The sequence below is a fragment of the Bacteroides mediterraneensis genome, assembly GCF_900128455.1.
Lineage (GTDB): Bacteria > Bacteroidota > Bacteroidia > Bacteroidales > Bacteroidaceae > Phocaeicola > Phocaeicola mediterraneensis.
The window spans coordinates 2,746,589-2,772,572 of the sequence record NZ_LT635783.1 but is presented as its reverse complement, the minus strand read 5'-3'; the positions used below and the strand labels follow the sequence as shown (position 1 = coordinate 2,772,572).

The following is a 25,984-nucleotide window of genomic DNA, read 5'->3' as shown; positions in this document are numbered from 1 at the left end:
AAGCACATGGAAAAGAAACGGAACATAGTAGAGTGGGCCATGCATTATCGCCAGATTGTGATACTGGTGACATGCTGCCTGGTGGCATTCGGTATATACAGTCTGCCGCAGATGCAGAAAAATGAGTTCCCGGATTTTACCATACGACAGGGAATGGTGATTGCCGTGGCTCCCGGGAACACGGTCAATGAGATGGTGGAACAGGTGACGAAGCCATTGGAAAACTATATCTTTACCTACAAGGAGGTGAAGAAGGAAAAGACTTTTTCGACCACCCGCGACGGAATTGTCTTTGTGCAGGTGGAACTGAACGACGACCTGAACAACAAGGATGAGTTCTGGAGCAAGTTCAAGCACGGAGTGGCCGCGTTCAAGTCGGAACTGCCGCCGAATGTGCTGGCCGTGCAGGTAATGGATGATTTCGGCGATACTTCAGCACTGCTGATTACCATGGAGAGCAAGGACAAGACCTATCGGGAACTATCGGACTACATGGACGAACTGGAAAACCGCCTGCGCCGTATTCCCAGTGTGGGCCGTCTGAGTGTGAGCGGAGAAAGGCAGGAGCAGATTTCTATTTACTTGGATCCGGAACGTCTGTCGCATTACGGGCTCAACGAACAGCTCATCGCCGGACAGTTGTTCGCCAAGGGCTTTGTGATCACCGGCGGACGCATACAGACTCCTCAGTATGTCTTGCCGGTACACGTGGAGAAGACGTTCAACACGCTTTACGACGTGCAGCAGCAGATTGTGTACAGTGACCCCTCGGGCAATGTGGTACGCCTGCAGGATGTGGCTCGCGTGGTGAAGGAATACCCTCATGCCGACAGTTACATCAAGAACAACGGTACGAAATGCATCTTGCTGAGTGTGGAGATGAAAAAAGGCAAGAATATCGTACAGATGGGCGATGACATTAACCAGGTGCTGGAAGAGTTCAAGAAAGAACTGCCTTCGGAAGTGAACATGTACCGCATCACGGACCAGGCGCAGGTGGTGGGCGACAGTGTCTATACTTTTTTGCGTGAGCTGGTCATTGCCATTGTGGCCGTAGTGATTGTGGTGATGCTGCTGCTGCCGCTGCGGGTGGCACTGGTAGCCGCTTCCACCATTCCGATTACCATCTTTATTTCGTTGGGACTTTTTTATGCCTTTGGCATCGAACTGAATACCGTGACGCTGGCGGCCCTGATTGTGACCTTGGGAATGATTGTGGACAATTCCATCGTCATTATCGACAGCTACCTGGAGAAAATTGGAGAGGGGATGTCGCGCTGGCATGCGTCCATTTACAGTGCCACGCATTTCTTCAAATCCATCTTCTCGGCTACGCTGGCCATCAGTATCACGTTCTTCCCCTTCCTGATTGTGATTCGGGGTATGATACACGACTTCCTGCTGAGCTTCCCTTGGGCCATTACGTTGATTCTGGGCATCTCTCTGCTGGTAGCTATGCTGCTGGTACCGTTCATGCAGTTTTGGTTCATCCGGAAGCCGGTACCTTCGCACAAAAAGGGCTTCTCGTTCATGGAGTTTCTGCAGACCTATTACAACAAACTATTGGACAAATGTTTTGCCCATCCTTATATCACCCTGATGGGAGGGGTGGCTTCCGTCGTCATCGGTATCTTCCTGATGGGAAAACTGCCGCAGAAACTGATGCCGGTGGCCGACCGTAACCAGTTTGCCGTGGAGATTTATCTGCCTACGGGAACGGCGGTGGAAAAGACCGCCTGGGCGGCCGATACGATGGAACAGGTGTTCCGCAAGGACCCGAGGGTGGTTTCCGTCACTTCGTTTGTGGGCTGTTCTTCGCCTCGTTTCCATACGGCATACGCCCCTCAGCTGGGAGGAACCAACTATGCCCAGCTGATTGTGAACACCAAGGGCAACAAGGAAACCGAGGAACTGCTGGATGAATATTCTCCACGTTACACCGATGCCTTCCCCGATGTGCGGGTAAGATTCAAGCAAATCAGTTTCAGCCAGGCGGTTTATCCGATTGAGCTTCGTCTGAGTGGTGAGAACCTGGATTCATTGAAAACCGTAGCCGGAAAATACCTGAGCCTGTTGCGCCAGATGCCGGAAATACGGCTGGCACAGACCAATTTCAGTGAGCCGCAGACATCGGCCAAGGTGGTGCTGAAAGAAGATGAGGCTTCACGCCTGGGCATCCAGAACGCCCAGTTGGAAACTACGTTGGCCATGCGCTACGGCGACGGACTGAAGGTGGCCCACGTGTGGGAAGGCGATTATGATATTCCGGTAGCCCTGAAAAGCGAGAAAGCCGACTGTGCCGGTTTCTCCGACCTGGAAAACGAACTGATTCCGGTGTTGGGAGGTACGCAGGTGCCTTTGCGTCAGGTGGCAGAAGTCGTGCCCTCTGTGAAAGACGGGCAGCTGGTCCGCCGGAACGGAGTCTATACGATTACGGTGATGGCCGATGTGTGCCGGGATGTGAATGTGGCTTCCCTGACCAGCGTCATCAAGGAAAAACTGGCTTCTATCCCTTTGCCGGAGAAAGTGACACTGACTTACGGGGGTGACGACGAGCAGGACAACGAGAATCTTCCTCCCATCATGGGAGCGCTGGCCATTGCCGCCTTCATCATCTTCTTCATCCTGCTGGCCCATTTCCGGCGCATCAGCATTGCCCTGCTGATTTTTGCCAGCTTGACGCTCTGCCTTTTCGGAACGGCTGTGGGTGTGCTGATTCAGGGGGTAGACTTTGGTGTGACCTGTACGCTGGGTATCATCAGCCTGATGGGTATCATTGTACGTAACGGCATTATCATGATTGACTATGCCGAAGAGTTGCGGGCTACGGAGAAACTCTGTGTGCGCGATGCCATTTACCATTCGGCCCGCCGCCGTATGCGGCCTATCTTCCTGACTTCGGCTGCGGCTTCCATGGGAGTCATCCCGATGATATTGGGCAAGAGCGGACTTTGGATGCCGATGGGTACGGTGATTTGCTACGGTACGCTGATTACCATGCTCTTCCTGCTGACGGTGCTTCCGGTGGCTTATCTGGTGATATTCAGGGGAAGTACCCGGAAACGTGCCCGGTTGGAGGCCTTGGAAAATGCCTGACGGGGCAATTAGGAATCAAGATAAAGAAGAATCATTATGAAAACGAATCGAAACAGAATCATAGCTTTTCTATTGATAGGTGGGGCGTGTGTGAATCTGGCCTTCGGGCAGAAAGCCTACACCTTGGATGAATGTATTCAGGCTGCCTTGACAAACAATGTGAAGATGAAGAATGCCCGTAACGAACTGGAAATGGCCCGACAGGACAAGAAGAAGGCGTTTACCAATTATTTCCCGAGTGTCATGGCGGCGGGTACCGGCTTTATGGCTGATAAAGGGCTGATGCAGATGGATCTGGCTCCGGACATGCACATGTCGATGCTCAAGAACGGAATAGCGGGAGGAGTGAGTGCCTCCCTGCCGCTCTTTACCGGCGGACAGATTGTCAACGGGAACCAGTTGGCCAAAGTGGGGGTAGAGGTGAAACGCCTGCAGCAGAACTTGTCCGACAACGAGGTGACGCTGACCACGGAACAGTATTTCTGGCGGGTGGTCACTCTGCAGGAGAAACTCAAGACTTTGGGCAAGGTGGAAACGCAACTGGAGCGTATCTTGCGCGATGTGGAGGCTTCGGTGGAGGCAGGCGTGGTGACACGCAACGATTTGTTGCAGATGCAGCTTCGCCGGAACGAGACCAAAAGCAGCCGCCTGCAGCTGGAGAATGCTTTGTCCATTTCGCGGAACATGCTGGCGCAATATACGGGCCTTGGCTCCGATTCCCTGGCAGTGGCCTTTTCCGTCGACGACCAGCTGCCTTCTCGTCCGGACAGTCTTTACTGCGATCCGGAGTCGGCTTTGGGACTGACCAGTGAATATGCGCTGTTGCAACAGAATGTGAAGGCCAGCCGTCTGCAATACAAGATGGAGTTGGGCAAGAATCTGCCTACGGTGGCCATTGGCGGAGGGTATGTGTATCATAACTTCTTACCGGAAGACCAGCGCTTCTGGGTGGGGTTTGCCACGGTGACCGTGCCTCTGACCGGATGGTGGGGAGGCAGCCATGCCCTCAAGAAGGAGAAACTCCAAGTGAAGAACACGGAAAACCAGTTGGCCGACCAGGGAGAGCTGCTGGTTATCCGCATGAAAAATGCGTGGAACGGGGTGAATGAGGCCTACGAACAGATGAAGATTGCCCGTCTGTCCATTGAACAGGCCACGGAGAACCTGCGTTTGAACACCGATTATTACAAGTCGGGCACCTGTACGATGAGTGATTTGCTCGATGCGCAGACCTTGTTTCAGCAAAGCTGTGACAAATACGTGGAAAGTTACACGGATTATGAACTGAAAAAACGGGAATATCTGCAAGTCACGGGGCGCCGTTGATTGTTTTTTCTTGGTGCGAAAGGCCGTCTGGAAGTACTTCTAGCGGCCTTTCTTTATAAAATATTGCATATTAATTGCATATTAATTTAAAATGGCTTACCTTTGCACCGTGATTCGGAACCCGAGGGAGCGGATGAGTCCGCTTGCTTGCGAAGGGTTCGTCACAAAAAGTAAAGAATCCCTTGGAGAAGAGAGACAGCCTTCAAGGCCTTTTTTATGTTTCCCGTGAGGGAAACGTACGTTTTCCACTTGGGAGACGTACGGCTCCGGGTGCAGAAACGTACGTTTTCGCGCCGAGAAACATAGAAGGGGGGCAGAAGTTTTTCTCATGATGCAGGGAGAGTTTGGAAATCATAAAAGAGTAAAGTATGAGAGTGTACGGAACATATAGGATTATTCAGCGGAAAGCGGGTACGGCGATGTACCGGCTGCGCCTGTCACGTGTACACTGGTTCAGCGGATTCCTTCACGAAAGTTTGTAAGACAGAGAGTTGCGCCGTTTCTGACGCATGGTGGAAATTGCTTGTAAACTTTTAATTTCGGATTTTTTATGTGGAGTATTATATTGACTGTCCTGGCAGGGGTTCTGTTGGGATATGTCCTTCGTACGTGTGATTTTTTGAAGAAAGTGAATCAGACCATTTCGGTCACCATTTGCCTGATGCTGTTTGTACTGGGACTTTCAGTAGGCTATAACCCGTTGATTGTGAAGAATCTGGGTTCGTTCGGAGGACAAGCCCTGCTGCTCAGTGTGGCCGGCATTACGGGAAGCGTGCTGCTGGCACGGCTGGTGTATCTGTGGTTTTTCAAGGAAGGAGGTGAGAAATGAAAGGAAGTCTGTTGGTACTGTCCATGTTCTTCATGGGCTGTCTGTTAGGTTACGTGTGGAATGTGTCCGGTTGGGAAATGGGAGATATGCACCAGTTGTCGCTGTATATCCTGTATGCCCTGATGTTTCAGGTCGGTGTCAGCATTGGAGGAGGCGAAGATTTCAAGGCGCTGATTCACGGTTTCCGGTGGAAGATGCTGCTGATTCCTTTGGCTACGATTGGAGGAACCTTGTTGTTCTCTGCCTTGGTCAGTGTGCTGCTGACCCGCTGGAGCGTGTTCGACTGCATGGCCATCGGTAGCGGGCTGGGATATTATTCCCTGGCCTCCATTCTGATTGTGGAACTGAAGGCTCCGGTCATCGGGACACAATTGGCCACGGAACTAGCTACCATTGCCCTCTTGACGAATGTCATCCGCGAACTCGTGGCGCTGGTGGGAGCCCCGCTGATTTGCAAGTATTTCGGAAAACTGGCCCCTATTTCGGTAGCCGGGGTGACTTCTGTCGATGTGGCCCTGCCTTCCATCATCCGGGTGTCCGGCAAGGAGGTGGTGCCGATTGCCATTTTCCACGGCATCCTGGTGGATATGTCCGTTCCGTTCTTCATCTCTTTGTTCTGCAAGCTGTAAGAACCTGATTCTTGCCCGCCGCGCAAAGAGATGAACAGAACGGGGCAGCCGCTAGATGTCCAGCCCCATGATGTAATCGTTCATGTAATACCCGTTGCCGATGGGGAAGTCACCTTCGCGTACCTTCTTCATGCCCATGTGCTCATAAAATCCCAGTGCCGGATTGTGACGGTTCACGTTCAGTTCCATCCGGCAAGGTTCGGGATGAAGTTCCTTGATGCCTTTGATGGCCTGCTCGAACAGTTGCCGTCCGAGTTTGTATTTCTGGAAGTAGGGAAGCACATAAATCTTCTGCAAGTGGAAGAGGTCAGGCCCTTCCTGCTGGATGGACACGTAGCCGGCCGGTTCGCACTCCTCGTAGGCGAGGTAGTAAATGTGGTGCTCCTTCTCCATCTGGTTCTTCAGGCTCTCGGCAGAATACATCCACTCCATCATGTAATCAATTTGTTCCGGGGTTAGAATCTTCTGGTAAGTGACCGGAAAGGTCTGCTTGGCCAGTGCCCGGATAATCTCAATGTCTTCGATTGTCGCTTTTCTGATATTAAACATAGGCGTTTTGTAATAAAATAAGTGTGTTTTCTACAAAAGTACTTTTTCTTTCGATTGCTTTGCTTTTATGGAGATAGAATCTTGTTAAATGTTCTAAAATTATAATACCTTGCAATACATAGTATCTAGATAAAGCCTATATTTGTGTCATACAAGATAAATGAGATGAAATGAATGTAGACAATGTAAAATCACAGATGCGCAAAGGGATGTTGGAATATTGCATCCTGCTGCTGTTGCACCGGGAGTCTGCCTATTCTTCCGACATCATCCAGAAGCTGAAGGAGGCCCGGCTGATTGTGGTGGAAGGCACACTCTATCCGTTGCTGACCCGCCTGAAGAACGACGGACTCCTGTCGTACGAGTGGGTGGAGTCTACCCAGGGACCTCCCCGCAAGTATTACGGACTGACTCCGGAAGGAGAGAATTTCCTGAAAGAACTGGAAAGCGCCTGGGACGGACTTTCCGATACGGTAAACCATTTAAGACAGAACATTTAAAACCTGCATGACATGAAAAAGACACTGACTGTAAATTTAGGAGGCACCGTATATCACATCGATGAGGATGCCTATATCCTGCTGGATAATTATTTGAATAACCTCCGTTATCATTTCCGCAAGGAAGAAGGGGCGGATGAGATTGTGCGCGACATGGAAGCCCGCATCGCCGAACTGTTTGACGAAGCCTTGCGCGGCGGCTTGCAGGTGATTACGATAAAAGAGGTGGAAGAGGTCATTGCCCGTATGGGCAAGCCCGAAGAGCTGAATGACGGGGAGGAGGAAAACGCATCCGCCTCGGGCGAGAAGGCTTATGGCAGCGAATCGACGGGAACCAGCCGTCGTTTGTTCCGTAACCCGGACGACCGTGTCTTGGGTGGAGTCGTATCCGGCCTTGCAGCCTATTTCGGCTGGGACGTGACCTGGACCCGTATCGTCTTTATTCTGGCCGGTTTCCTGATTCATGGACTGATTCTGGCTTATCTGCTGGCTTGGATTATCATTCCGCTGGCACAAACGGCTACGGAGAAATTGCAGATGCGGGGGGAGCCCATCAATGTGGAGAACATCGGCCGAACAGTGACCGACGGTTTTGAGAAAGTGAACGACTACGTACATTCCGAGAAGCCCCGTTCGGCTTTGCATAAATTGGGAAACGGGGTGGTAGCTGTGTTCGGTTTCTTGCTGAAACTGTGTCTGGTGTTGTTGCTGATTTGCTGCGCGCCTTTCCTATTGGTCGGTTTGGTCGTGCTGTTTGCCTTGCTGATGGCTGCTACGGGAATGATTGTCAGCTTGCCTACCTTTATATATAATATCATACCTTGGGTAGACTGGAGCAGTGTGCATACCATTCCAGGTGTGATTGTCGGATTGACCGTGTGCGGACTACTGGTAGTGGGTATCCCTATTGCCGGACTGATTCAGGCCGTCATGCAGTCGTTCGGAAGCTGGAAGCCCATGGGTACCTCTGCTAAAGTGGTGCTGGTGCTGTTGTGGATGGTGGCCCTGGCCGTAGGAATCGTGTTGTTCTTCCAGGTGCCTTTCCTGACGGAACCCCTTCTGACTACTCCTTTTTGGGGAGAGTTCCTCTGATTTTGTCAGTCTCCATAGTGTGTCTGGAGACAAGAATGTCACATAAAACGGCCAAAATGGCAGTCCGTGTCAGAAAAAAATGCTGGCACGGACTTTTTTTTCTTCTGGCATGACATTTGTCTTTTATAGGGCGTAACGCTTCGGCGCTACAGAATTAACTGATTAGAAAATAATAAAAATAGATACAATTATGGGAAAGATTATTGGTATTGACTTAGGAACAACAAACTCATGTGTTGCAGTATTTGAAGGTAACGAACCGGTGGTAATTGCCAACAGCGAAGGTAAACGTACCACTCCTTCAGTAGTAGGTTTCGTTGACGGTGGCGAACGTAAGGTAGGTGATCCTGCCAAACGTCAGGCTATCACAAACCCGAAACGTACGGTATATTCTATCAAACGTTTCATGGGTGAAACTTACGATCAGGTTCAGAAAGAAATTGCTCGTGTACCTTACTCAGTAGTAAGAGGCGACAATAACACTCCGCGTGTAGATATCGACGGACGTCTGTACACTCCGCAGGAAATCTCAGCCATGATTCTGCAGAAGATGAAGAAGACTGCTGAAGATTACTTGGGTCAGGAAGTTACTGAAGCTGTCATCACCGTTCCGGCATACTTCTCAGACTCTCAGCGTCAGGCCACTAAGGAAGCTGGTCAGATTGCCGGTCTGGATGTAAAACGTATCGTGAACGAACCGACTGCAGCTGCATTGGCTTACGGTGTGGACAAGTCTAATAAAGATATGAAGGTAGCCGTATTCGACCTTGGTGGTGGTACATTCGATATCTCTATCCTGGAATTCGGTGGTGGTGTATTCGAAGTATTGTCAACCAACGGTGATACTCACCTGGGTGGTGATGACTTCGACCAAGTAATCATCGACTGGTTGGTTCAGGAATTCAAGAACGACGAAGGTGCCGACTTGACAACTGATCCGATGGCTATGCAACGTTTGAAGGAAGCTGCTGAAAAGGCAAAAATTGAATTGTCTTCTTCCACTTCTACTGAAATCAACTTGCCGTATATTATGCCGGTTGCCGGTGTGCCTAAACACTTGGTAAAGACATTGACTCGTGCAAAATTCGAAGCTTTGGCTCACAACTTGATTCAGGCTTGTCTGGAACCTTGTAAGAAGGCCATGAGCGATGCTGGTCTGAACAACGCAGATATCGATGAAGTCATCTTGGTAGGTGGTTCTTCACGTATCCCGGCTGTACAGAAGCTGGTTGAAGACTTCTTCGGCAAAGTTCCTTCTAAGGGTGTAAATCCGGATGAAGTAGTAGCCGTAGGTGCTTGTATCCAGGGTGCCGTTTTGAACAAGGAAGCCGGTGTAGGTAACATCGTATTGCTGGATGTCACTCCGTTGACATTGGGTATTGAAACAATGGGTGGAGTAATGACCAAGCTGATTGATGCCAACACGACTATTCCGTGCAAGAAGAGTGAAGTCTTCTCTACTGCGGCTGATAACCAGACGGAAGTTACCATCCACGTATTGCAGGGTGAACGTCCGATGGCTGCTCAGAACAAGTCAATCGGTCAGTTCAACTTGACAGGTATCGCTCCGGCTCGTCGTGGTGTACCTCAGATTGAAGTTACATTCGATATCGATGCCAACGGTATCTTGAAGGTATCTGCAAAGGATAAGGCTACGGGTAAGGAACAGGCCATCCGTATCGAAGCTTCATCTGGTTTGAGCAAGGAAGAAATCGACCGTATGAAGGCTGAAGCTGAAGCTAACGCAGAAGCTGATAAGAAGGAAAAGGAACGTATCGACAAGCTGAACCAGGCAGATAGCTTGATCTTTACTACTGAAAATCAGTTGAAAGACCTTGGCGATAAGATTCCGGCCGACAAGAAAGCTCCTATCGAAGCTGCCCTCCAGAAACTGAAAGATGCTCACAAGGCTCAGGATTTGGCTGGTATCGATGCAGCAAGCGCTGAATTGCAGACTGCCTTCCAGGCTGCAAGTGCAGAAATGTACGCTCAGACGGGTGCACAAGGCGGTGCTCAGGCAGGTCCTAATGCAGGTCAGGCAAACAACGGTCAGAGTTCAAACAGCAAGAACAATGATAATGTACAGGATGCTGACTTTGAGGAAGTGAAATAAGTATCGATAAACAACGATAAACATCCATAAAAAAAGGTATGGAACCCAAGTGGTTTCACACCTTTTTTTGTTTTTATTAGAGTATGTATGCTATAGATAGTGCTTACTTTATTATGGATTTTATTCCATAAACAATGTGACATCATGTCCTAATTACTGTTCTTTTTCCTCTGGGCCAATGATGAAAAACGTAGCTTCTATTCTATCATTCCGTAAGTAACCGATGAAGCTAAGTATATAACTATCGGTAGTTTCATTGGGCTTCAGTCTTTTTCCATAAGGACTTTTTATGACGATGGTGTCATTATTCATTTCATATTTTGATTTTCCTTTCAAAAGATATAACGTATTTTTGGTTTGGAAAGAAACAGAATCACTGCTTGTAAAGGTGAGGGAAAGACTCTGAGTACTAAAAGTTTTTCCTATAAGCCTCGTAGAGTTTTGTGTACTTTGATTTTCTGGTAAATCCTTAGAACAAGAAAAAATAAATGCACACAATGAAATAATTAATAGAGATTTTTTCATAATGTTCAGGTTGGTAAAAAATATGGTTCTTTATAGCACTGGATTCTTGGTGATTCAAGGAACTTATTATTTTTATGATAACAAAATAGTAGAAGGAATGGTTCATTTGCAAATTTATAAATGAATAGATGTTTATAATTTGGTTTGTGATTTCAATAAAAAACTGTCTCAAAATGAACTGCACCCCAAAAGTTAGACACAAAACTTCTGGGGTGCAGTTCATTTTTTTAGGAGGAGATTAATGTAGCTTGTAATTATATACTTTCAAATTATTGATGCGGCTGGAAAACTTTCCGGCCTGTTCCAATGGGAATACCAAGGTGCATGAGCGATACATTTTGTCCTTTCCACCTTCGTTATAGTATAAAGTCTGCTTGCCTAGTTCTTCTACCAGCTTTCCGTTTACGTAGAGACGGGTAGACTGACTGTCGCCTTCAATGGCCAAGTTTGCTTTACCCGGTTTTACCCGATAGTCGAAAGTATAAAGATAACCGTCGCGGGCATAACCTAACATACCGCTGAGTGGGTCTGACAGATAAAATACAGCATCGCGTGAACGGAACAGCTCGGTACCTTTAGTTTCATTGGTCCCTTCGATGTCAAAACTTACGGTATAATCGTAGCCAATTTCGCGATGTGGAGTCTTCATGTTCGGATATACAACGTCTGTTTCATAAACGAGTTCTTTACCGCTTCCGATGCGGCCCAGAATATTCACTCCCGGAGCCTCGCTCAGAGTGATGCGTTTCTGATTGAACTCGGCATAAGGCAGCTTGGTGTCTTTGCCGGTCCACATCTTCACGGCCATAGTCTGCATGGCTGGGAATACACGATGGTGTACATCCTGCATGGAGATACCGTTTCCCACATGGTCGTTCCATACGGCAAACATACCGCCCAAAATGGACGGATCCTTCTCGTCGAATACTTCATCGCCTATTATGGCCGGAGTCCAGTTTTCGTATAGATACTGGCAGTTCAAATAGTCGTTGTAATAACCGGCCTGTGGTACGATATAAACCAGTCCGTCAGGAATACAAATCATCTTGTAACCCAGCTTTTTCATCTCACGAGGTTGTGCGTAATTATTGTACCACAGATTCAGAATCACGTTGTCCACTTTCACGGGAGTGTCACCCTGCGCATGTGTCAGGGCACCCCAGGCACATGCCTGCTTACCGTACTTCTCCACATATTTAATGTAATGGTCGGTGAAGGCGCGAAATTGCTCTACCACTTTCTTGTCCTTGTTGGAGTATTCGTCGGTACCGATATTTACCCGCTTGCCGCAGAACACCGGATTATCGCCTTCGAGATATTCCTTGAACAGTCCGTCCATAAATTTATAAGTCTCCGGATTGTCTAGGTCCAGATGGTCCATGCCATAAGTTTGGCTGCCAATCTCAGGTTTATAGTGTGTGAAAGCCAGGGAATGAGCCGGAGCATCAATTTCCGGAATGATTTCCACATAGTTATTCTCAGCCAGTTTCTGCAGGTCGATAAACTGTTGTTTGGTGTAGAAACCATCCTCGGCGGTCAGGCCCGGATAAGTGTCGCACTCCAGACGGAAGGCGGCATAAGTTTTGTTCCAGTCGTTGTCAAAATATTGTTTGAAGCCGTTGTCGTTCAGATGAAGCTGCAGGGTGTTCATCTTGTAGTAAGCCATGAACTTCACATAGTCACGCAGGAAGTCGATGGTAAAGAACTTGCGGGCACAGTCGAACATAAAACCACGCACGGCATAGCTCGGGAAGTCGCGCATGGTTCCCTTGAACAAACTGCGGGTATCCGACTGCTCTGTCATCTGTAACAGGGTACGGGTGGCCCAGAAAACGCCTGAAGTTTCCGGTGCAGAGACAAGCACCCGGTCGGTAATCCGGATGTCATAACCTTCTTTTGGCATCTTGCGGTCGGGTTTGAGTTGGAATACAAAGTTGCCGGCTGTGGACTTGCCTACGGACACTGGCATATACACACCGAACATTTCTTCATAGTCGGCTGCAAAAGCTTGTGCCACACGGAGCAGTTCCGTTTCTCCCGAGGTACATACAATCCGTGATGAGGCGGTGGGTGTAAATTGACCGTCGCCTCCTTTCCATTCCTTCAGTTCCGGAATAACGAAAGGTTTGACGTTTTGTGCCCATACGGCACCTGACAGACAGCATACACCATATGCCAATAAAACTATCTTTTTTAGTCTTTTCATATTGGTAATTTATAGATTAGTAAATAAGTCACGAAATGTACAAATATTCTCTGGCTTTGCCATAAATATTGGGGGTAGATGTGGTGTGATTTATGTATTTCAGTGGCTTATCCTGTTTTCGTTTTTTACGAAGAATGATAGGGAGATGGAAATTTATATTTATTCTCCCAATCTGAAATCTTTCACGTAATCAGCAGTCAGCTGTAAATTTTCAAAAGTTGAGACACATTCGTTCGATTGAGGAGCCTGGCTACAGATACCCAGATAAATCTTATCCCCATATTCGTTTTTATAGAGACGGACCATCTGCCATGTCTTGCCGTCCAACGAATAGTAATTGGCTATGGTTTGCGTGTCGGATGATATTTTAAAATAAATGGATTCTGTATCCTCATTTACCACCTCATGGTTGTTGTCATCGGAGGTACCGATGGTTCGTACGCTTACCACCCGATGGGTTCCTCTTTCATCTTGCTCAAAACACAACTTCTGCCACAGTGTGTCATTGGCATACGCAAAGAGGACAGCTGCGTTGTAGGTTCCTTCCGGAATGAAACCCGTTTTGACCTTGGCAGAATATGTGAAAGGTTTCTGGTTGTCTATTTCCATAAAAAGGATGGCGGCATCATCTTGTGATATTTTTCCGTTAGGATCACAGAAAAAGTCTGCTTGAGGTTTGGCACGAAAGGTGACGATACCTGCTGAATCACTCACTTGTTTTTCGGCTCCGTTGAGCGATTTGGTAAAATGAAGGCCATTTAAAGAGACGTTACAATCTGTCAGTCTGGAGCTTTCTGCAATTGGTTGGGTTTTGTCTGCTGTTGGATGCGAGCAAGCGGCTGTCATTATCGTAGCCATGGCTAAAAAAAGATATTTTTTCATGATACTTGTTTATATTAAAAGTTTATGATTTATTCAATCTGAGAAAGGGCTTTCTATTTTCAAAGTCGTTATTTGGGTACATGTTCACTTTATGCTGAGATTTATACAGGAAAACCGACTTTGTCTTGCTCGGTGATTTTTCGTAAGACACGGCAAGGATTTCCGGCGGCCACGACCCCTGAAGGTATGTCATGAGTGACCACACTTCCAGCACCAATCACGGTATCATCGCCTATCGTAACGCCGCTGAGGAGTATGCTGCTACCTCCAATCCAAACGCGATTTCCTATCGTAATCGGTTTCGGAACTAAGGCACCGGCTATCCGTTCAGCCGGATCAAGTGAATGATTGGCGGAGTATGCACTTACATTCGGTCCTAATAACGTGTGATTGCCTATTGTGATCTGTCCGCAATCAAGCAGGGTACATCCAAAATTAATATAGACATCACTCCCAATCGTAATGTTTTTTCCGAACTCGCAGGTAAAGTTTGGTTCCAGCCAAACACGTTCACCCACTTTCTTGAAGAGTTGACGCATGATTTCCTGACGGCGTTCAATTTCGTGGTCTTCGGTACGGTTAAATTCCTTGAATAGTCTTTTGGCTTTCACTCTTCGTTCAAACAAATCCGCATCAAAGTCATTGCAGATTTGATGCGCCTGCATTTTATCCCATTCTGTCATTTTTGTTTTGGTAGGTTTTATTTTAAGTAAGTGATTAAAATGTTCTTATATCCGTATAAAATAGTAGTATCGTCTATATAGAAGAGATGCGGATGTCGCCATCGCGTCAATGTGGAGATGGTGGTATCTTTTGCCTTCTGAGCAATATTTCGGCTGTTTGCTTAATCAATTAATCCCAGCTTTTTTGCTTTATGGCATGCTTCGGTGGTGTTGTTCACTTGCAGTTTGGCTATGATATTCTGCCGGTGACGGTCTATCGTATGTTTGCTGATTGCCAGTCTGTCTGCAATCATTTTACTGGATTTCCCATTTTGTATCATTTGCAATATGATTTTTTCCCGATCAGAAAGAAGTTGACTCTTATCCGTGAGAAGAATTTTTTTCTCGCCTGTCATCGTATTTATCAGATAAGCAGCTTCACTATCTTCTGAGGTCAGATTGTATAAGCAGAGAGAATAGCTTATCCCTTGTTGCCCGTCTCCTGCGAAATAGAAGATACGATGCTTCCAATAGTGGTATTCACTCTCCTTGTCACACATTCTCATGGTATTTTCAAGATACCAGGAAAATATATCTTTTGAATGAGAGGAAGATATCTTGCGGAAGAAAGTCAACTCTTGCAGACATCGTTTTTTCCAGTCGTCCGGATGAATCCGGTTGTAAATCTCTTCTTCCCATACGGAATCCACCGTTTGAATGGTGCTTGGTTTACCTAGTCCCAATATTTTACAGGACTTTCCGAAGAAGATATGGCTTTTCCCCGTACGCAAATTACTTAATACGGCAATGGAGTTTTCGCAGATAGAGTAGGACTGTGCAATAAGACACAGGCGTTGTTCCTCGTCTTGTGCGTGTACTCCATCCATTTGTTGATGGAACTTTTGGTTTAATCTCTCATCTATTTCTATCATACATTCAGGTTACAGTGCCACAAAAGTATACAAAGTTTTTTCGAATCAGGATGAAATGAGTGTATTCCTGATAAGATATGGTTATAAATCAGTATGGAGAAAGTGGTCGTTTTTCCTCTTGTAATGCAAATTTCTTACAAAAATCATTAGTCATATCATAAATTTCTGTACTTTAGGCGCTGAAAAGTCTTATGGTAATCATTTAAAGGTTATAATTGGACGTTATAAATCTAATACTTTTTGTTTTACGCTCACGTTAACTATTAAACAATGAAAAGGAAACTCTTATTTATACCGGTCTTGTGGCTTTGTTGCAGCTCAATCTGTTCTGGTGCATGCATAGATGAAGTGCGTACATTTTATACGAATTATATGACGAACCTTTTAAATGTAGATTCGAATAATGAAGCATTGTGTAAGAAGTATTTAACCGAAGAATTGGCTGCCAAACTCCATAGAATGGCTTATGCTACTGGAGGCAATCCGATTATACGGGCACAAGATGTGAATTCAGATGCAATCAAGACATTGAATGTAAGAGAAATTGCAGACGACTGGTGTATGGTAAGTTATCTTTGGGATAAAAAAGATAGTACCAGTCTGGTAGAGATTCCATTGAAAGTGGGATATGTGAATGACCAATGTAAGATTGTATATATTACCCCGATTGAAAGCGATACCCAATATGGAGATGAGTGGTTGTCTTGTTTTGAAAATGTAGCTTCTTATAAAATAGATAGTTCGTCGGGAAAATCATTGGTCGAAAGTTTTTATAAAGTTTATTTGGCTACCTATTGCAGTATGTGCGGCGATTTGAATGCCAAGTTGCAGTCTTTACGTCTGTCCAATCTGTCTCACACAGCTTTGGAACAATTCAAGAAAGCAGAACAGGAGTATTTGCAGGATACTTTCGAGGGCTATGACCTTTTGGTGACGAATTTTGATTTCGACAGTATGTGGTTCAAGAGTCTGAAAGTTCTTCCGTTGGACACTGATAATTACCAGGTTACTTATCAGGCAGGAAAGTACACACATCAAATGAATATTCAGACTACATACCAAGAAGGCAGATATTGGATTGGTGCCATCACTGGCGTTCATTAATTCTACTTCGTTATTTCTTTCTGCTCAGTTCCGCCCGTATGCGGCTGAGCGACTGAGGCGTAATCATCAGATAAGAGGCGATGTGCTTTAGCGGGACATGCTGCAGCAATTCCGGATTCTGCTCCAGCAGGGCAAGGTAACGTTGTTTCGCCTGTGCGGCTCCTCCGTTTATCATCCAGTTTTCCATGTCCAGAAACTGCCGTTCGAAAATGACTCTTCCGATGTTGGCAAAGGCGATGGAAGAGGCAAAAAAAGTCTCCATCTTTTGCTTGGAGATGCGGAAGACCGTGCTGTCGCTCATGGCTTCGATGGAGGTAAGAGAGGGACGGTCGGCCACGTAGCTCCACGAAGAGAAGAGCGTGTCTCCTTCAGAAGCAAACCAGAGTGAAATGTCCACTCCGTCGCGCAGATAATGTCCTCTCCAGATTCCTCTGGCCACCAGGTAGAGACTGCTGTTGCGTTCTCCTTCCCGTACGATGTGTTCCCCTTTTCGGTAGGTGAGTCGTTCCATCTGTGCCAGCAATTGCTCGGATTCCGAGGCACTCAGTCCATATTTTTCGTGCAGTATCTCGCTAAAAGTTTTCATTCCTTTGGGTATCTATGTCGCTACAAAGGTAATAAAATCTTAGTTTCGTTTGCCGCGGCAATAGAGAGTGAGGACAAAAAGAAAGGTCAGTAGCTCGGAAACGGGGACGGCCAGCCAGATTCCCGGCACTCCGCATAGCAGCGGCATCAGCCAGAAGCAGAGTAACACGAGGATAAATCCGCGCAGCAGGGTGATGGCCATGGCAGGGCGGTCGCGTTCCACACTCTGGAAGTAGCCGATGGATACGATGTTGATGCCGAAGCATACGAAGCCGGAGGCAAACAGAGGAAGTCCTTCTACGGCGAGGTCGTGTGCCGGATAGCGGCTGTCGATGAACCAGGAGGCTATTTGGGAAGAGAACAAGGCCGTGACGGCGAAAACGATGATGCCGCAGGAGATGGCGGTCAGCAGGGCCAATCGGAAGGCTGCCCGCACGCGTTCCGGGTGTCCGGCTCCGAAGTTGTAGCTGAGAATAGGTTGGGCCGACTGGGCAATGGCATTGTACACCATGAAGATGATGGGGAAGAAATAGCAGGCGATGCTGTAGGCGGCTACCCCGTCTTCACCCAGGTAGTGGATAAAGACGTAGTTCCCGGCAAACATCATGGTGGCGATGGCTGCCTCACAGAGAAAACTGGACAATCCCAGCTTACACATATAGCCGGTGTTGCGGAGGGTGAGCCGCAGGCTTTTCCAAGACAGTTTGACTTTACACAAACGGAGAATGTGCTGAGGCTGCATCAGATAAACCAGAATCATCAGGGCACCGACGATGTAGCCCAGACTGGTGGCCAGGGCGGCTCCGAACATGCCCCATTTGCAGACGAAGATAAACAGGTAGTCCAGACCGATGTTGAGTAGGGCAGGGATGATGTTGCACACCATAGCGTAGTTGGGTGAGCCGTCCAGTCGCACGAAGAACATGCCCGAGCTCAGCAGGGCACTGAACACCAGGAAGGGCACGAACCAGTACATGTATTCGGCGGCGAGAGGCAACAGGCGGGGTGAGCTTCCCAGCAGTAAGGCTATTTCTTCCACGTTGCAGAGAATGACTGCGGCGTAGGCGATGAGCAATAAGGAGGAAACTATGACAGCCTGCGTGATATTGATGCGGGCCACCTTTACTTTCCCTTGCGACAGGTGAATGGAGGCCACGACCGAGGCACCGATACCGAACATCAGTCCCACGCCCGTATTAATCAGGAAGAGGGGAGCCGTGATGTTGACGGCGGCCAGGGCGTCGCTGCCGATGCCTTTCCCCACGAAGATGCCGTCGGTGATGATGAAGATGGCCGAGAAAATCATTCCCAGTACGGTAGGGATAAGTAATTTTCGGAACAATTTCGGAATGTCCATGCTTCCGAAGTCAATACTGTCTTTCATGTCTTTTCTCTGTTTCTTGAATTTGGCTGCGAAGGTAAGTCAATTCCAGCATTAAAAAATTCACAAATGATAATAAATTACTGCCTGAAAAGGGGTGTTCCGAAAACGTCTTTGTGTTTTTTCAGGGATGATTTAAGGTAAAAAAGCGCCTTGGATTACCTTATTTAACGCCTTGATTCTCTCTCGTTTCACAACTTTAGTGTACTTTTGTACACTTATTATTTTTTGAGGATAACGAGAGGATATTTATGGCACAGTCTAGAGAGATGACATCAGGGCCAAGTCTGCCGCTGATTTTGAATTTTACATTTCCTTTGTTGCTGGGCAACCTGCTTCAGCAGACGTATTCGCTGGTGGATGCGGCCATTGTAGGGCGATTCTTAGGTATTAATGCCTTGGCTTCCGTGGGAGCCAGCACATCGGTGGTTTTCCTGATACTGGGATTCTGCAACGGGTGTTGTGGTGGTTTCGGCATTCCGGTGGCCCAGAAGTTTGGGGCCCGCGATTATGTCACGATGCGGCGTTATGTGTCGGTCAGCCTGAAGCTGGCGGCCGTGATGTCGGTGGCGGTGGCCATTGTCACGAGTCTGCTCTGCGGATTTATCCTACGTTCCATGCAGACACCTGAGAATATTTTTGAGGGGGCTTACATTTATTTGCTCATCACGTTTATCGGCGTACCGTGTACGTTTTTCTACAACCTGCTTTCCAGCATCATCCGTGCGTTGGGAGATAGCAAGACCCCGTTTTGGTTCCTGTTGTTCTCCACGTTGCTGAACATTGTACTCGATTTGTTCTGTATCCTGACGCTGGGATGGGGTGTAGCCGGAGCGGCCATCGCCACGGTCTTCTCTCAGGGACTTTCGGCTTTGCTGTGCTACATCTATATGTACCGCAAGTTTGACATCCTGAAAACCGAGCCGTCCGACCGCCGTTTCCGGAAAGACCTGGCCCGTCAGCTTTTGTCTATCGGGGTGCCGATGGGCTTGCAGTTTTCCATTACGGCTATCGGCAGTATCATGTTGCAGAGTGCGAACAATGCATTGGGTACGGCCTGTGTGGCTGCCTTCACTGCGGCCATGCGTATCAAGATGTTCGTGATGTGTCCGCTGGACAGTCTGGGTATGGCCATGGCTACGTATTCCGGACAGAACTATGGTGCCGGAAAGCCCGACCGCATCTGGATGGGTATCAAGTCGGCCACGCTGATGATGTTGGTCTATTCCGTAGCGATTGCCATTGTAATGTGGGGACTGGCCGACAAGTTTGCCTTGCTGTTCATTTCGCCCGAGGAGACGGAGATTATGAAAGATACCGTGTTGTTCTTGCACATCAACACGTCTTTCTTCATCCTGCTGGGGTCGCTGAGTATTCTCCGCTACACCATTCAGGGGGCAGGTTATACGCGGCTGGCCATGTTTTCGGGCGTAGCTGAAATGATAGCCCGTGTGCTGGTCAGTCTTTTCCTCGTACCGGCCTGGAAGTTTTGGGGCGTCTGCTTCGGCGACCCGACGGCCTGGCTGTTTGCCAACCTGTTCCTGGTGCCGGCTTTCATCTATGTGTACCGTCGCTTGAAGGAGATTGTGGCAAAGGAAAGACGGGTGCCCGTCAATTCCTGATGGGCAGTCGTTTCCAGACGGCAGGCGGTATCAGGTGCCAGAGGGCTACCATGATGCGGTAGCGCCAGTCGATGAGGGCGATGCGTTTCTTTTTTTCCAGGGCTCGCACGATGTGACGGGCTACTTTCTCCGTGGACATCAGCATGGGATAATGCTTGCCGTCGTTCAGCAAGCCGGTGGCCACGAATCCGGGCCGGATGTCGGTGAAGTGGATGGGGAGATGCTGCATGTAGGCCAGCTGTTCCAGGGAGTCGATGTAGATATTCTGGAAACGCTTGGTGGCGGAGTAGGCCGGGGCGGCTCCCAGTCCTTTGGTACCGGCAATGGAGCTGATGACAGCGAGATGTCCTCCTTGTTGCCGGGCAAAATAGCGGAACGCGGCGGTGACCATCCGTACGAACCCCGTTCCGTTGGTTTCGAGTGTCTGGAGTTCGATGTCCGGTGACAGTGCGTAATTCTGGTGTCCGATGCCTGAACAGTGCAGGTAGAGGTCCATGCCTCCCATTTCATCAATCAATTCCTGCAGGCGGTCGGGTGCCTCTGCCTGACAAATGTCGATGGCTCGGATGTAGATGCGGTCCGGAGCCAGCTGCTGCAATTCTTTCAGTTTTTCTTCGCGTCGGCCTGCCAGTCCGAGTATCCACCCCTTCTGGAGCAGTTGCAAGGCCGTTTCTTTTCCGATGCCGGAAGTGGCCCCTACGATAAGGGCCCGCTGGATAGGTTTCTTTTTCATCAGTTAGTACGTATTTCATAAAGGAATTCCTGCGAAAGCGGGAGTCCTTCAGTAGGGTTACAATGGATTTTTCCGCATAGGGGCATCTGCGGCTGGAGCGGTTTCAGCTCGGGGGAAAGGTGGTTGCAGAAGGCCGTATAGGAGTGGTTGTTCCTGCAAGGTCCTGCATCGTCGCGATACACCAATACGTAGTGGTTCAGGGGACGGGCATGCACCAGCTGGTTGATTTGCAGGGCCAGGTCGCGCGCTTCCCGTGGTGAAATGCGGTCGAACAGGCTGGAGAGGTTGAAAATCACCAGCTCGGTCAGTACCGAATGAGTCTGCCAGAACATCGGTCTCACGGCCGACAAGCGGGGATACGAGCTTGTCTGAATGTGCTTGTAGGCCGGGGTCTGAAAGAAGGCTTCGGCGGTTTCCCCCATCTCCTGCATCGGATAGATACCCACATAGGTCAGGTCCAGGTGAGGCAGGGAACGGCACACATCGGCAAAGGCCAGTCCCGAGGCACCTGCCTCACAGGAAAGGTCACAGAATACCACCCGGCCGGAGACTTTCCGAATCAGGTTGTACAGCCAGTTGCCGCTTCCGGTGAAGAGGGCCTGTGCTGCTGCATATTGTTTCCGCAGATAGAAATAGTTGTATGCCTGGCAGAAAGTCTGCGGAGTCATCTCCTCGGGTAAGGCACGGAAGTCACACCGACCGTAAGCCGTGGTTTCACGGTAGTGCGCCTCGTTTGCCTCCCAATCCTGCGGAGGCAGAACCAGTTGCTCGAAAACCTGCTGGAAGTGGGCGGGCAAGGAATAGCTGCCTTCCTCTAGTTCCCAGTTCCGGCGGTAAGACGGGAGGGTGAAATTGCCTTGACAGAACGATTCGGAATCCGTTTCCAGGTAACCGTTGTGCAGGCGGATGTATTCCAGCAGTTTGTAGAATGTGATATTGGCCCCGAGAATGTGTGGGTTGCCGGTCAGCAGCAGTTGCTTGCGGGCCCGGGTCAGAGCCACGTTCAGCTTGCGGTCTATCAGGAAGGTGTCTTCCTGGAACGTGTGGGCCGTCAGGAAATTGAGCTGACTGAAATTCTGTACGGTAAACGAGTAGATAATCACATCCCGCTGGCTCCCCTGGTAGCGTTCCACCGTGTCGATGGAGATGTCCAGTAAGGCAGGTAGTTGGAGGCAGGCTATCTCTTTCCGGATCATGGCAATCTGGTTGCGGTAGGGCACGATGACACCTACCGTCCGGTTGGGGTCGAAACGTGACTCTGTCAGGCGGTAGATATGAGCCAGCAGGGTGGCCACGATACGGGCCTCGTGCGGGTTGGTCTTGTCGGAGCCGCTGAGACTTTCGGGAACTTCTGCCGGGATGAAGACCATTCTCCGTTCCAGCAGCAGGCGGTCGATGGTGTCTTGGGCAGCTAATCCAGCTTCGTAGGGCATTTCTTCCAGCTGGTGAGGTAGCGGCACACACTCCAGTTGTTCCCGGTAGTAGAAGGTCTGGTTGGGGAACTCGGCAATGGCCGGATGCATGCGTCCTTGCCGACGGAGCACACTGCGGCACGTGTCGGGACTCGACTTATACAAGCGTTCAAAGAGGGAGTTGCGGCAGTCCTCCAGTCCAATTTGTCGCAGGAGGGGGTCGGTGACGGCAGCTTCTTCGGCACTTTGCTGGGCAATGGCCGGAAGCTGTTTGTAGTCGCCCACCAGTACGAACTTGTCGATGGCGTTATGCTGCTGATAGCGGGCCGAGAGGATACCGAGCAGGTCAGGCTCCAGTATCTGCGAGGCCTCGTCGATAAGCGCCAGCTGGAAATGCTTCAACGTGAAGAGGTTGAGGCGACTGTTGAGGGAGGTCGTGGTGGCCACGAAGATGCGGGTGCGGTCGATTTTCTGCCGGATGTCAGTCAGCTTGGGACAGTCGGCCAGGCTGTGCTTCAGCAGGTAAGGTACGAAACGCTTGTCGCACGACAGTTCGCTGCCGATGCGGATGAACGGAGTTTTCCCGGCAATGCCGGAATCGAGAAGCATGCCGCAGATTTCGTCCACCGCCCGGTTGGTGTACGACAGGAGCAGGATGGACGTATCCGGTTCGCTCAGAGCTTCTTCCACCATGTAGCGCAGGGCACACGAAGTCTTTCCGGTACCCGGAGGGCCTACCAGCAGGAAGTAATCCTTGGCTTGTTTCTCTTTCCGGATGAGTTCGTTGAAACGGCCGTATTCACCATTCAGAGTGACTTCCTCCTCTTTCAGTTCGGGGGTACGTACTCCTAACAAAAGTTCTTTCCGGTCGGCCCGGGCAGACAGAAAGGCGTATAGTCCGCGGAACCCGTTGTTGGCCGAGGTATCGGAAAAATCATGTTCGATGGCGAAAAGGTCGTCTCTGCCCCCGATAATATCTTTGTTCTGCTGTCCGTTGCGCAAGACCAGTGTCATGCGGTCCGGGCGCAGTGCCAGGATGTTTCCCTTCATGAGAATCTGTTTTCGCAGGTCGGGTTCTCCCTGGTAGGAATACAGAATCACCATATCGCCTGTCCGGAAATTGGGCAGGAAATCTTCTTCCTGAGTCGGAATGTGCAGTTCGATGAGGTCGTATCCTTTGCCCGGTCCGCTGCTTTGTTTCTGCAGGATGGTCAGTCCCAGCAGGATATTGCCGGCCTCCAGTTTCTCGTGCAGCGGGATGTGCCAGTTGCCGGCAAATCCGTGCGAGGCATCACTGTTCCCTCCAGTCTTGCTGAGAATCTGTTCCTTTGCCACGAACGTGAAGAAGCGGTTGAAGTAAGCCCGTTCCAGCGGGGTGCAGCGTTTCAGGGTATTGATGGCTGTCTGCAACTGCGGTTCCTGGTAATCGTTCCACAGCTTTCCGCTCACCTGCAGCTCGTTCAGCAGGTCGGTGCTGAGGGAATCCACCACCTCGCCGATAGCTCCTTCGCCCAGCTGCATCTCGTTGTGTACGATGTAGTTGCGGAGCTTGATGCTTTCCCGGAACAGGTTTTCGGAAAAATGCTCCAGCAGCAGTCCGTCGGCATACTTGGAATAGAGTAGGAAGGTCTGCATGTGTTCCGTTTCTTGTCCGAAATTGTATCGTAGCACGCCCTGATAGAGCATCATCTGGATGAAATGGTCTTCCTTGTGGCGGTGGTTGTATTCGTCGCGCTTCCCGGCCTTTTGTTCGATGAGCACCTGAAAGTCTTTCTGCATCATGTCCACACGTCCCTGCAGCCCCAGTTTTTCGCAGATGAAGGAGGCTTCGAGCAGGGTGCTTTTCTTGTTGAAATGCCGGATGTTGCGGGGCAATACATCATGTACAAACGAACGGATGTTCATCATCTGGGCCTGCGCCTGCGCATGGAAGTCGGCTGGGAGTGAGCAGGTACAGAAATCGAGAGCCGAGGCGGCAAAGAATTTCTGGATGCTACGCGGGTAGGTGACCGGCTCCTGGGGCTGTTCGTTGATGTAGTCGTCGAGAAACTGGCTGGCCAGGTTACCCATCAGGATGGGAGCCGTATGGGCTCTCGGCTTGATTTTATTCATGAAATAGTTGAGCGGATGATGTCCGTATTCCCGGAAACAGGCCGCCAGCGAACTGATGTCAATCAGGTAATCGGGATGGATGACGATAAGGTTCGGAATGTAATGGTTCTCTTCGTCCACCCGCACATCGAGCAGGTTCAGGGGCAGGTTTTCCCTCAGCAGTTCCTTCAGATACAGCAAATCGCCCTGATACCCTCCCTTGGCATAGTTGATGATAATGAAAGGGTCGGTCTCGCTGTCGGTCGCCGCAAAAATCTGGGTGTCGTTCCAGCTGGTTACGGAAGCCCGCACGTAGGGAATGTGCGACAGGCGTGTGCCTTGATAGGGACGGTTGGAGTGAGGGATTTCCGGAAGGATGGAAGCCGGAATATCTTCTTCAAAGCCCAGCGAGACAAAGCGTACCAGGGCACGCAGGTCGTAAAGGTATTCCTGCATGTCGGCCTGAAAACGGTCGCCCATGGCAGCATTGCAGTTGCGGCGCATGGTCTGGATGGCATATCGGTCGGAGGGAGTCATTTTTTTCTCCTTGCAGATGTAGTCCAGACGGGAAAACAAGTTGGCAAAGGAGAGGGTGACCCCCGTGGTCAGTTCATAACAAGCCTGCTCCAGCACTTTGTGGAGCAGGATGTATTTGGCTTGTAAATTGTCGGGAGCGGCCGTCGGCTGACGGTGAATCTGTTCGATGCGACGGAACAAATCGAAAGATTGGAGTTCGATACGGGACATGTGCGAAAAGGGAAGGCCGGCGTTACTGTTTGATTAAGTGATAGATACGGTAAGCCTTGGTGAGTCCGTTGAATTCTCCTTTGTACTGGTCGGTCACGTCTTCCTTGATGAGGCAAACTGTGTTTGTACCTTCAGCGGATTCGGACGTTGTTGTCCCTTCAGCTGTCGTTTCGTTTTCAAACAGCATGAAGGTATATTGCTGCTTGGTACTTCCTGCCATGGTAGCCTCAATGCGCAGATAGGGTTCTCCTGTATCTTCCGTGTATTTGAGGGTACGTTCAAAAATGCCAAGCTGATAGTTGCCGGTGCTGTTCGGGAAAATTCTCAGTTCCCCATACGACTGGGAAGCATCTGAATAGATGAGGGAAAAGCGTCCTTCTGTCTGGAGAGGGGATTCCTCTACGATGCGTGCCTTTAAGGTCGATTCATCTCCTTTGGTGAGGTTATCGCCTTCCACTTCTGCTTCCAGACTTTTCACCCGGTATTCATCTGTAGGATTGCTGACCAAGATGGATACGGTGTAGCTGTTTCCTTTCCGGTCGGAAATGGTGGTAGAGGTCTGGCCGATGCTGACCGGAAGGAAGGTCAGGGTTTCTCCATCGTAGCGGTAGTCCGCAATGGTGGCATCTCCGTTTTTGAGAGTGTAGTTCCCATCTCCTCCCCGGATGAAGAATTTTTCGCCTGTGCTGAACAGACTGAGTTCTATCGTACCGTCGGTTATTTTTTGCTGGTTGTCCACGCTGACGAGGTAAATCGGACCATTATCGTTTTTGCAGGCTGCGAAGAGCAGGATGCAGGTTGTCAGGAACATTCCTTGAATAAATTGCATGAGTTTCATAAGTCGTATAGTTGAATTCTTGCTTCAAATATACGACTTTTTTGGGATTTGTGAAGGGTATGTAGCAAAAACTAAGGTTAGTCTGTCTGGCTTCTTCATGTAAAAGCGACCGTGAGTGTCTGAGTACTTC

At 49.3% G+C, this 25,984-nt stretch carries 20 protein-coding genes; 9 read left to right on the top strand and 11 right to left on the bottom strand.

Features of this window, described 5'->3' with window-relative positions; genetic code table 11:
• The first annotated feature begins 6 nt into the window (after positions 1-6).
• From BQ7480_RS11820 to BQ7480_RS11805, 4 genes are all read left to right on the top strand, one after another.
• On the top strand, positions 7-3,096 hold the full coding sequence (locus BQ7480_RS11820) for an efflux RND transporter permease subunit (protein ID WP_072543021.1): 3,090 nt from the start codon (positions 7-9) through the stop codon (positions 3,094-3,096).
• Between the two features lie 36 nt (positions 3,097-3,132).
• Positions 3,133-4,422, top strand: a complete 1,290-nt coding sequence (locus BQ7480_RS11815) for a TolC family protein (protein WP_072543020.1) — start codon at positions 3,133-3,135, stop codon at positions 4,420-4,422.
• Between the two features lie 550 nt (positions 4,423-4,972).
• A complete protein-coding gene (locus tag BQ7480_RS11810; protein ID WP_072543019.1) occupies positions 4,973-5,251 on the top strand; it encodes a LysO family transporter in 279 nt (92 codons plus the stop codon).
• The gene (locus tag BQ7480_RS11805) at positions 5,248-5,880 is read left to right on the top strand and encodes a LysO family transporter (RefSeq protein ID WP_072543018.1); all 633 of its coding nucleotides are present in this window, start codon (positions 5,248-5,250) and stop codon (positions 5,878-5,880) included. Before BQ7480_RS11810 ends, BQ7480_RS11805 begins: the two co-directional genes overlap by 4 nt.
• 51 nt (positions 5,881-5,931) lie before the next feature.
• Here BQ7480_RS11805 and BQ7480_RS11800 read toward each other — a convergent pair whose 3' ends face one another.
• The gene (locus tag BQ7480_RS11800) at positions 5,932-6,429 is read right to left on the bottom strand and encodes a GNAT family N-acetyltransferase (protein ID WP_072543017.1); all 498 of its coding nucleotides are present in this window, start codon (positions 6,427-6,429) and stop codon (positions 5,932-5,934) included.
• A gap of 170 nt (positions 6,430-6,599) precedes the next feature.
• Here BQ7480_RS11800 and BQ7480_RS11795 point away from each other — a divergent pair, with 170 nt between their 5' ends.
• From BQ7480_RS11795 to dnaK, 3 genes are all read left to right on the top strand, one after another.
• On the top strand, positions 6,600-6,929 hold the full coding sequence (locus tag BQ7480_RS11795; RefSeq protein ID WP_072543016.1) for a PadR family transcriptional regulator: 330 nt from the start codon (positions 6,600-6,602) through the stop codon (positions 6,927-6,929).
• Between the two features lie 12 nt (positions 6,930-6,941).
• A complete protein-coding gene (locus BQ7480_RS11790; RefSeq protein ID WP_072543015.1) occupies positions 6,942-8,021 on the top strand; it encodes a PspC domain-containing protein in 1,080 nt (359 codons plus the stop codon).
• Positions 8,022-8,211: 190 nt separating this feature from the next.
• A complete protein-coding gene (dnaK, locus tag BQ7480_RS11785; protein WP_072543014.1) occupies positions 8,212-10,134 on the top strand; it encodes a molecular chaperone DnaK in 1,923 nt (640 codons plus the stop codon).
• A gap of 153 nt (positions 10,135-10,287) precedes the next feature.
• Here dnaK and BQ7480_RS11780 read toward each other — a convergent pair whose 3' ends face one another.
• The 5 genes from BQ7480_RS11780 to BQ7480_RS11760 all read right to left on the bottom strand — a co-directional run bounded on the left by BQ7480_RS11780 (position 10,288) and on the right by BQ7480_RS11760 (position 15,296).
• Complete coding sequence (locus tag BQ7480_RS11780; protein WP_072543013.1) at positions 10,288-10,659, bottom strand: hypothetical protein; 372 nt, start codon at positions 10,657-10,659, stop codon at positions 10,288-10,290.
• Between the two features lie 238 nt (positions 10,660-10,897).
• On the bottom strand, positions 10,898-12,865 hold the full coding sequence (locus tag BQ7480_RS11775) for a family 20 glycosylhydrolase (RefSeq protein ID WP_072543012.1): 1,968 nt from the start codon (positions 12,863-12,865) through the stop codon (positions 10,898-10,900).
• A 159-nt stretch (positions 12,866-13,024) separates the two neighbouring features.
• The gene (locus BQ7480_RS11770; protein ID WP_072543011.1) at positions 13,025-13,747 is read right to left on the bottom strand and encodes a DUF1349 domain-containing protein; all 723 of its coding nucleotides are present in this window, start codon (positions 13,745-13,747) and stop codon (positions 13,025-13,027) included.
• A 101-nt stretch (positions 13,748-13,848) separates the two neighbouring features.
• The gene (locus BQ7480_RS11765) at positions 13,849-14,430 is read right to left on the bottom strand and encodes a sugar O-acetyltransferase (protein WP_072543010.1); all 582 of its coding nucleotides are present in this window, start codon (positions 14,428-14,430) and stop codon (positions 13,849-13,851) included.
• Positions 14,431-14,591: 161 nt separating this feature from the next.
• Entirely contained in the window at positions 14,592-15,296 is a 705-nt protein-coding gene (locus BQ7480_RS11760; RefSeq protein WP_161946433.1) for a response regulator transcription factor, read from the bottom strand.
• Between the two features lie 417 nt (positions 15,297-15,713).
• On the opposite strand from BQ7480_RS11760, the gene BQ7480_RS11755 reads away from it, so the two are divergent.
• Positions 15,714-16,445: a hypothetical protein gene (locus BQ7480_RS11755; RefSeq protein ID WP_072543009.1), complete on the top strand. Its 732-nt coding sequence runs from the start codon at positions 15,714-15,716 to the stop codon at positions 16,443-16,445.
• 10 nt (positions 16,446-16,455) lie between these two features.
• On the opposite strand, the gene BQ7480_RS11750 is transcribed toward BQ7480_RS11755, so the two are convergent.
• Together BQ7480_RS11750 and BQ7480_RS11745 are read right to left on the bottom strand one after the other, a co-directional pair.
• A complete protein-coding gene (locus BQ7480_RS11750) occupies positions 16,456-17,031 on the bottom strand; it encodes a Crp/Fnr family transcriptional regulator (protein ID WP_072543008.1) in 576 nt (191 codons plus the stop codon).
• Between the two features lie 39 nt (positions 17,032-17,070).
• Entirely contained in the window at positions 17,071-18,414 is a 1,344-nt protein-coding gene (locus BQ7480_RS11745) for an MATE family efflux transporter (protein ID WP_072543007.1), read from the bottom strand.
• Positions 18,415-18,662: 248 nt separating this feature from the next.
• Here BQ7480_RS11745 and BQ7480_RS11740 point away from each other — a divergent pair, with 248 nt between their 5' ends.
• Complete coding sequence (locus tag BQ7480_RS11740; protein WP_072543006.1) at positions 18,663-20,033, top strand: MATE family efflux transporter; 1,371 nt, start codon at positions 18,663-18,665, stop codon at positions 20,031-20,033.
• Here the strand turns inward: BQ7480_RS11740 and BQ7480_RS11735 are convergent.
• From BQ7480_RS11735 to BQ7480_RS11725, 3 genes are read right to left on the bottom strand one after another with little or no spacing between them, the layout of a single operon-like run.
• On the bottom strand, positions 20,023-20,751 hold the full coding sequence (locus BQ7480_RS11735; protein WP_072544011.1) for an SDR family NAD(P)-dependent oxidoreductase: 729 nt from the start codon (positions 20,749-20,751) through the stop codon (positions 20,023-20,025). The two genes, BQ7480_RS11740 and BQ7480_RS11735, sit on opposite strands and share 11 nt — an antisense overlap.
• Positions 20,752-20,765: 14 nt before the next feature.
• Positions 20,766-25,016 (bottom strand): AAA domain-containing protein, encoded by a 4,251-nt coding sequence (locus BQ7480_RS11730; RefSeq protein WP_072543005.1) that lies wholly within the window; start codon positions 25,014-25,016, stop codon positions 20,766-20,768.
• 22 nt (positions 25,017-25,038) lie between these two features.
• Positions 25,039-25,854: a hypothetical protein gene (locus tag BQ7480_RS11725; protein WP_072543004.1), complete on the bottom strand. Its 816-nt coding sequence runs from the start codon at positions 25,852-25,854 to the stop codon at positions 25,039-25,041.
• Between the last annotated feature and the right edge of the window lie 130 nt (positions 25,855-25,984).

What these genes read in the sequence shown, in the direction of transcription:
- BQ7480_RS11820 (WP_072543021.1), top strand. Translation starts at nt 7, where the DNA reads ATGGAAAAGAAACGGAACATAGTAGAGTGGGCCATGCATTATCGCCAG.
- BQ7480_RS11815 (WP_072543020.1), top strand. Translation starts at nt 3,133, where the DNA reads ATGAAAACGAATCGAAACAGAATCATAGCTTTTCTATTGATAGGTGGG.
- BQ7480_RS11810 (WP_072543019.1), top strand. Translation starts at nt 4,973, where the DNA reads ATGTGGAGTATTATATTGACTGTCCTGGCAGGGGTTCTGTTGGGATAT.
- BQ7480_RS11805 (WP_072543018.1), top strand. Translation starts at nt 5,248, where the DNA reads ATGAAAGGAAGTCTGTTGGTACTGTCCATGTTCTTCATGGGCTGTCTG.
- BQ7480_RS11800 (WP_072543017.1), bottom strand. Translation starts at nt 6,429, where the DNA reads ATGTTTAATATCAGAAAAGCGACAATCGAAGACATTGAGATTATCCGG.
- BQ7480_RS11795 (WP_072543016.1), top strand. Translation starts at nt 6,600, where the DNA reads ATGAATGTAGACAATGTAAAATCACAGATGCGCAAAGGGATGTTGGAA.
- BQ7480_RS11790 (WP_072543015.1), top strand. Translation starts at nt 6,942, where the DNA reads ATGAAAAAGACACTGACTGTAAATTTAGGAGGCACCGTATATCACATC.
- dnaK (WP_072543014.1), top strand. Translation starts at nt 8,212, where the DNA reads ATGGGAAAGATTATTGGTATTGACTTAGGAACAACAAACTCATGTGTT.
- BQ7480_RS11780 (WP_072543013.1), bottom strand. Translation starts at nt 10,659, where the DNA reads ATGAAAAAATCTCTATTAATTATTTCATTGTGTGCATTTATTTTTTCT.
- BQ7480_RS11775 (WP_072543012.1), bottom strand. Translation starts at nt 12,865, where the DNA reads ATGAAAAGACTAAAAAAGATAGTTTTATTGGCATATGGTGTATGCTGT.
- BQ7480_RS11770 (WP_072543011.1), bottom strand. Translation starts at nt 13,747, where the DNA reads ATGAAAAAATATCTTTTTTTAGCCATGGCTACGATAATGACAGCCGCT.
- BQ7480_RS11765 (WP_072543010.1), bottom strand. Translation starts at nt 14,430, where the DNA reads ATGACAGAATGGGATAAAATGCAGGCGCATCAAATCTGCAATGACTTT.
- BQ7480_RS11760 (WP_161946433.1), bottom strand. Translation starts at nt 15,296, where the DNA reads ATGGATGGAGTACACGCACAAGACGAGGAACAACGCCTGTGTCTTATT.
- BQ7480_RS11755 (WP_072543009.1), top strand. Translation starts at nt 15,714, where the DNA reads ATGACGAACCTTTTAAATGTAGATTCGAATAATGAAGCATTGTGTAAG.
- BQ7480_RS11750 (WP_072543008.1), bottom strand. Translation starts at nt 17,031, where the DNA reads ATGAAAACTTTTAGCGAGATACTGCACGAAAAATATGGACTGAGTGCC.
- BQ7480_RS11745 (WP_072543007.1), bottom strand. Translation starts at nt 18,414, where the DNA reads ATGAAAGACAGTATTGACTTCGGAAGCATGGACATTCCGAAATTGTTC.
- BQ7480_RS11740 (WP_072543006.1), top strand. Translation starts at nt 18,663, where the DNA reads ATGGCACAGTCTAGAGAGATGACATCAGGGCCAAGTCTGCCGCTGATT.
- BQ7480_RS11730 (WP_072543005.1), bottom strand. Translation starts at nt 25,016, where the DNA reads ATGTCCCGTATCGAACTCCAATCTTTCGATTTGTTCCGTCGCATCGAA.
- BQ7480_RS11725 (WP_072543004.1), bottom strand. Translation starts at nt 25,854, where the DNA reads ATGAAACTCATGCAATTTATTCAAGGAATGTTCCTGACAACCTGCATC.